The sequence below is a fragment of the Microcoleus sp. T2B6 genome, from assembly GCF_036700475.1.
GTDB lineage: Bacteria > Cyanobacteriota > Cyanobacteriia > Cyanobacteriales > Microcoleaceae > Microcoleus.
Genome location: NZ_JAUBOZ010000211.1, coordinates 1 through 4,376 on the forward strand (window position 1 = coordinate 1; position 4,376 = coordinate 4,376).

The 4,376-nt window shown below is 42.8% G+C and carries 5 protein-coding genes; 4 read left to right on the forward strand and 1 reads right to left on the reverse strand.

The genetic code is table 11. The annotated features are described in order from the left end of the window. Positions 1–136: 136 nt before the first annotated feature. Positions 137–409, forward strand: a complete 273-nt coding sequence (locus tag QUA00_RS36275) for a hypothetical protein (protein ID WP_333413405.1) — start codon at positions 137–139, stop codon at positions 407–409. A gap of 121 nt (positions 410–530) precedes the next feature. Then, positions 531–782: a hypothetical protein gene (locus tag QUA00_RS36280; protein WP_333413407.1), complete on the forward strand. Its 252-nt coding sequence runs from the start codon at positions 531–533 to the stop codon at positions 780–782. A gap of 159 nt (positions 783–941) precedes the next feature. Here QUA00_RS36280 and QUA00_RS36285 read toward each other — a convergent pair whose 3' ends face one another. Then, complete coding sequence (locus QUA00_RS36285) at positions 942–1,502, reverse strand: hypothetical protein (RefSeq protein ID WP_333413409.1); 561 nt, start codon at positions 1,500–1,502, stop codon at positions 942–944. Positions 1,503–1,898: 396 nt separating this feature from the next. On the opposite strand from QUA00_RS36285, the gene QUA00_RS36290 reads away from it, so the two are divergent. Further along, positions 1,899–3,101 (forward strand): Coenzyme F420 hydrogenase/dehydrogenase, beta subunit C-terminal domain, encoded by a 1,203-nt coding sequence (locus QUA00_RS36290; protein WP_333142543.1) that lies wholly within the window; start codon positions 1,899–1,901, stop codon positions 3,099–3,101. Between the two features lie 98 nt (positions 3,102–3,199). Further along, on the forward strand, positions 3,200–4,234 hold the full coding sequence (locus QUA00_RS36295; protein ID WP_333142544.1) for a M28 family peptidase: 1,035 nt from the start codon (positions 3,200–3,202) through the stop codon (positions 4,232–4,234). Positions 4,235–4,376: the final 142 nt, after the last annotated feature.

The following is a 4,376-nucleotide window of genomic DNA, read 5'->3' on the forward strand; positions in this document are numbered from 1 at the left end:
AGTAGGCATTGACTTTTTATAAATATCATCATATTATACTATGCAATATGCGTTTTAGATGCTGAACAGCTTATCAATCTAGCGTGTTATAATAAATTATCGATAAATAAATAGTGTGAAAATCGAGGTTAAGTCTATGTCTTCTCAAAATAATACCAATCCTATAATAAATGTGATCCAAGCATTTTCTTGGGTGACGATATTTTTTTGTTGGGGGTGTATTAGATTGTTTATGTTGTGTTGTCTTTGGACACTTAAGCTACCGTTATATATAAGTATTATTGGTATTCCCATTGCAATAATGATTAATAAATTGGAAGAGAATGTTTTAAACCCTGTGGTAGATAAAATTTTTAAGTTGATCGCTCGGATGCTAGGTATGTCAGAGGCTTTATTGGGCGAAGAATAAAAAAACTCCATAAGGGAGAAAAAAGGGGAACTGTGCAGTACCAAAACAGTACCCGTACAGTATCAAAACAGTACCTTCATTTCCGTCCGAACACGCGATCACCACCGAAATCGCCTACTTTATGGGGAAGAAAATTTCTGTAACTAATTATACGCTGAGAACGTTAATTGATGAATTGGGTACTGAGTGTCAAAATGTGATTACTTTAATCCATCAGCTTCAGTTACCTGATTTGAGCGATCGACAAAAAGCTGAAATTCTAGCAGACTTCCTGAGTGCTGCCATTCATCTGAACGTTCACTGCGGAGAGGATTTTCAGACACTAATTGCTGAGGAAATTACACAATTGTCGGATGATGATGAAGAGGATTAAGGAGACGCGGGCGATTCCCTACGGGATACCTACGCTTCACGCACATGAGGAAAAAGCCCTCCAGTCACTTCACAGAAAGGCTAAAAATCCTCATAAATAAGGAATAAAGTCCTTACTGCAAACTTGTGAACCGGGACTTTTGCACTGTTGTTTAATATTTTAGTTTAGCTGCGTGCTCACAATAATTTTTTGCACGCGATCGCCCTTAATTTCCACAATCAAATTAGAAGCCTTTTGGTCATTGCTGTAAGTCAACCGAGTCACTCCACCCTGCACAGATTGCGACCCGTAACCGTAAGTTTTAACGACTTTTTGGCTGTTATCTCTTACCTTGACACCATCAATTGTCAGAAACTTGGGATTGGTAGTAGAAATTAAATAAACTTTGCCCTTCCATGCTGCTACCGTCAATCCTGAGTAGCTTAGCGTGCGAATCTTGCCGCCGATCCCAGGGCCAGCAGGTTTAGTTTCGTCGCGCTGCGGTTTTCCCAACTTACGTTTTGCCTCTTCTACAGGCATCCCCAACCGAACGCCGCCAATCCCCAGGCGCGAATAGTTCAGCGCCGCCGGCTTTTGTGTCGCGCTGAGCATTCTTTCTAGAGTCGCAACAGTTTGATTCGTAGCGGGGACAGGGCGAACTAAAGCAGCAAATCCTAAGCTCGAAATTGCGAGATTCATCATGATGCCAACGACGGCTGTTGTCACAAATATTTTTACCATTTTTTTATAGCTTTATTTGGCAATGTATTCGCGCGATCGCCCGCTAGATCCGGATTGATACTAATAGGACTTACACAAACACTCCTCGACGCACGGCGATGCTCTGAAACCGAATTTTTTTACCAAAACTACACAAAGAAACCCGGTTTTTACCCTAAATCTTAGGTTTAACAGTGAGGTGTTCAGGAAGAAACCGGGTTTCTAGCGCCAGCTAGGTAAGTCCTGACTAATATTTTTTAAGCTTTGAAAACCGCCAATTTCGGGCGAACCGAATTTGCTCCCGCACAACCTTGCGTCCGCCTGCGAGGACTGAAAGAAAGAATAAAGGAGGTAAATCAACGGAAATTGCTGTGATATCCTAACAAAAGCCATATCTCGATAAAATTAGCAATTTAGATGACCGCAACAGATTCTACTAAACACCAAAAATCCAAGGCCCTCAAACCGGGTAGCCGCCGCCCCGCTAAAGAACTTTGCAGCGAGTGCGGTTTGTGCGATACATATTACATCCATTATGTCAAGGAATCTTGTGCTTTCTTAACACAGCACATCGCGGAATTAGAAGAAGAGATTCACGGGCGATCGCGCAATCTCGACAATCCCGACGATTGGTATTTTGGAGTCAGTCAAAACATGATGGCGGCTCGGAAAAAAGAGCCGATCGAGGGCGCTCAATGGACGGGGATCGTCAGCACAATTGCCATTGAAATGCTCGAAAAAGGAATTGTAGAAGGCGTTGTTTGCGTCCAAAATACAAAAGAAGACCGCTTTCAACCGATGCCGATAATTGCTAGAAATCGCGAAGAAATTCTGGCAGCAAAAGTCAACAAACCAACTCTCTCTCCCAATCTTTCCGTATTAGAACAAATAGAAAAATCTGGGATGAAGCGGCTGTTAGTAATTGGCGTCGGCTGTCAAATTCAAGCTTTGCGAACAGTCGAGAAAAAACTCGGTTTAGAAAAGCTCTACGTTTTGGGAACTCCCTGCGTAGATAATGTCAGCCGCGCGGGCTTGCAGAAATTCCTAGATACGACTAGCCGTTCTCCTGAAACTGTGGTTTCTTACGAGTTTATGCAAGACTTTAACGTTCACTTCAAACACGAAGATGGTTCGGAAGAGAAAGTGCCGTTTTTTGGCTTGAATACTAAGGAATTGAAGGATGTTTTTGCTCCTTCTTGTTTGAGCTGTTTTGATTATGTGAATTCTTTAGCAGATTTAGTGGTGGGCTACATGGGCGCACCTTTTGGCTGGCAGTGGATTGTGGTGCGAAATGACACGGGGCAAGAGATGTTAGATTTGGTAACGGATCAGCTTAACACTCAGCCGGTGATGTCTAAGGGAAACCGAAAAGAGGCGGTTCAGCAAAGTATTCCAGCTTATGAAAAAGGAGTGACTTTGCCGATGTGGGCGGCGAAGTTAATGGGCGTGTTTATTGAGAGAATTGGGCCGAAGGGTTTGGAATATGCCCGTTTTTCAATTGATTCTCATTTCACTCGTAATTATCTGTACGTGAAGCGGAATTATCCTGAGAAATTAGAGGCTCATGTGCCGGAATATGCTAAGCGGATTGTCGCGCAGTATAAGTTGCCCGATGTGTAAACTTGTAGGGTGCGTCAGTCAAAAGCTGTTGGATTATTGAAAAAATAACGCTAACTGACGCACCCTACTACTCAAGCATAGCCAAGGATAGAAAACAAATGCAATTGGGAAAGATCGAATTATGGAATCGCGGAACGTTAACTAGACTGGCTATCCTTAGTACGATCTTAATTACTCTAATTAGTGGGATATGGTTGAGTATGATTGCAATGCCAGGGAAAAGCTACAGCGGGACAATTCCCCCTTTAACAGCACAGGAAATCTCGCTCCGAGATGCTTTACAGCGCGATGTGGAAAAGCTCGCTGGTGAAATCGGAGAGCGCAACTTTATACAATATCAAAAACTTGGAGAAGCCGCTGACTTTCTCGAAGCATCATTTCAAAAGGCTGGCTATAAAGTTGAACGACAAGAATATAAAATTGATGATAATTTTTATTATAACATAGAAGTGGAGATTCCAGGGGGAAAAAAGGCAGATGAAATCGTTGTAATTGGGGCACATTATGATTCTGTGGTGGGGAGTCCAGGGGCAAATGATAACGCAACTGGGGCGGCGGGAGTTCTGGCTTTAGCGAGAATGTTTGCAGGTAAAAAGCCGGAAAAGACTGTGCGTTTTGTTGAGTTTGTGAATGAGGAACCGCCTTTTTTCTGGACTGCTGATATGGGGAGTTTGGTTTATGCCAAAAGATGCAGAGAGCGTAATGAAAAAATTGTTTCGATGCTCAGTTTAGAAACAATTGGTTATTACTCAGATGCCAAAAACAGTCAGAAATATCCAGCACCATTAAACCTTTTTTATCCTACGTCGGGAAATTTTATCGGATTTATTGGCAATACATCCTCAAGTAAACTGGTTAGAGAGGCGATCGCATCTTTCCGCCGCCATGCTGAATTTCCCTCAGAAGGTGCAGCAATTCCGGGTGGCATTCCTGGTGTTGGTTGGTCTGATCAATGGTCTTTTTGGCAACATGGTTATCCAGGGCTGATGGTGACAGATACTGCTCCCTATCGCTATCCTTACTATCACACGGCGCAAGATACACCCGATAAGGTTGACTGGAAACGGACGACGAAGGTGATAGCTGGATTGGAGAAAGTTGTGGCAGATTTGGTGGGAGTTGATATTAATTAGTTGGGTAGGGTTCGGAGCGTGGAAATATCCTCGCTCGGCACAGAATATCATGCAAAAAGACGCAGCTAAGCTGTTGTACCTTTAAATAGGGTATAATAAAAAAGGAGTTTAGTCAATCTCTACAAAAATGCCAGCTAAAAAC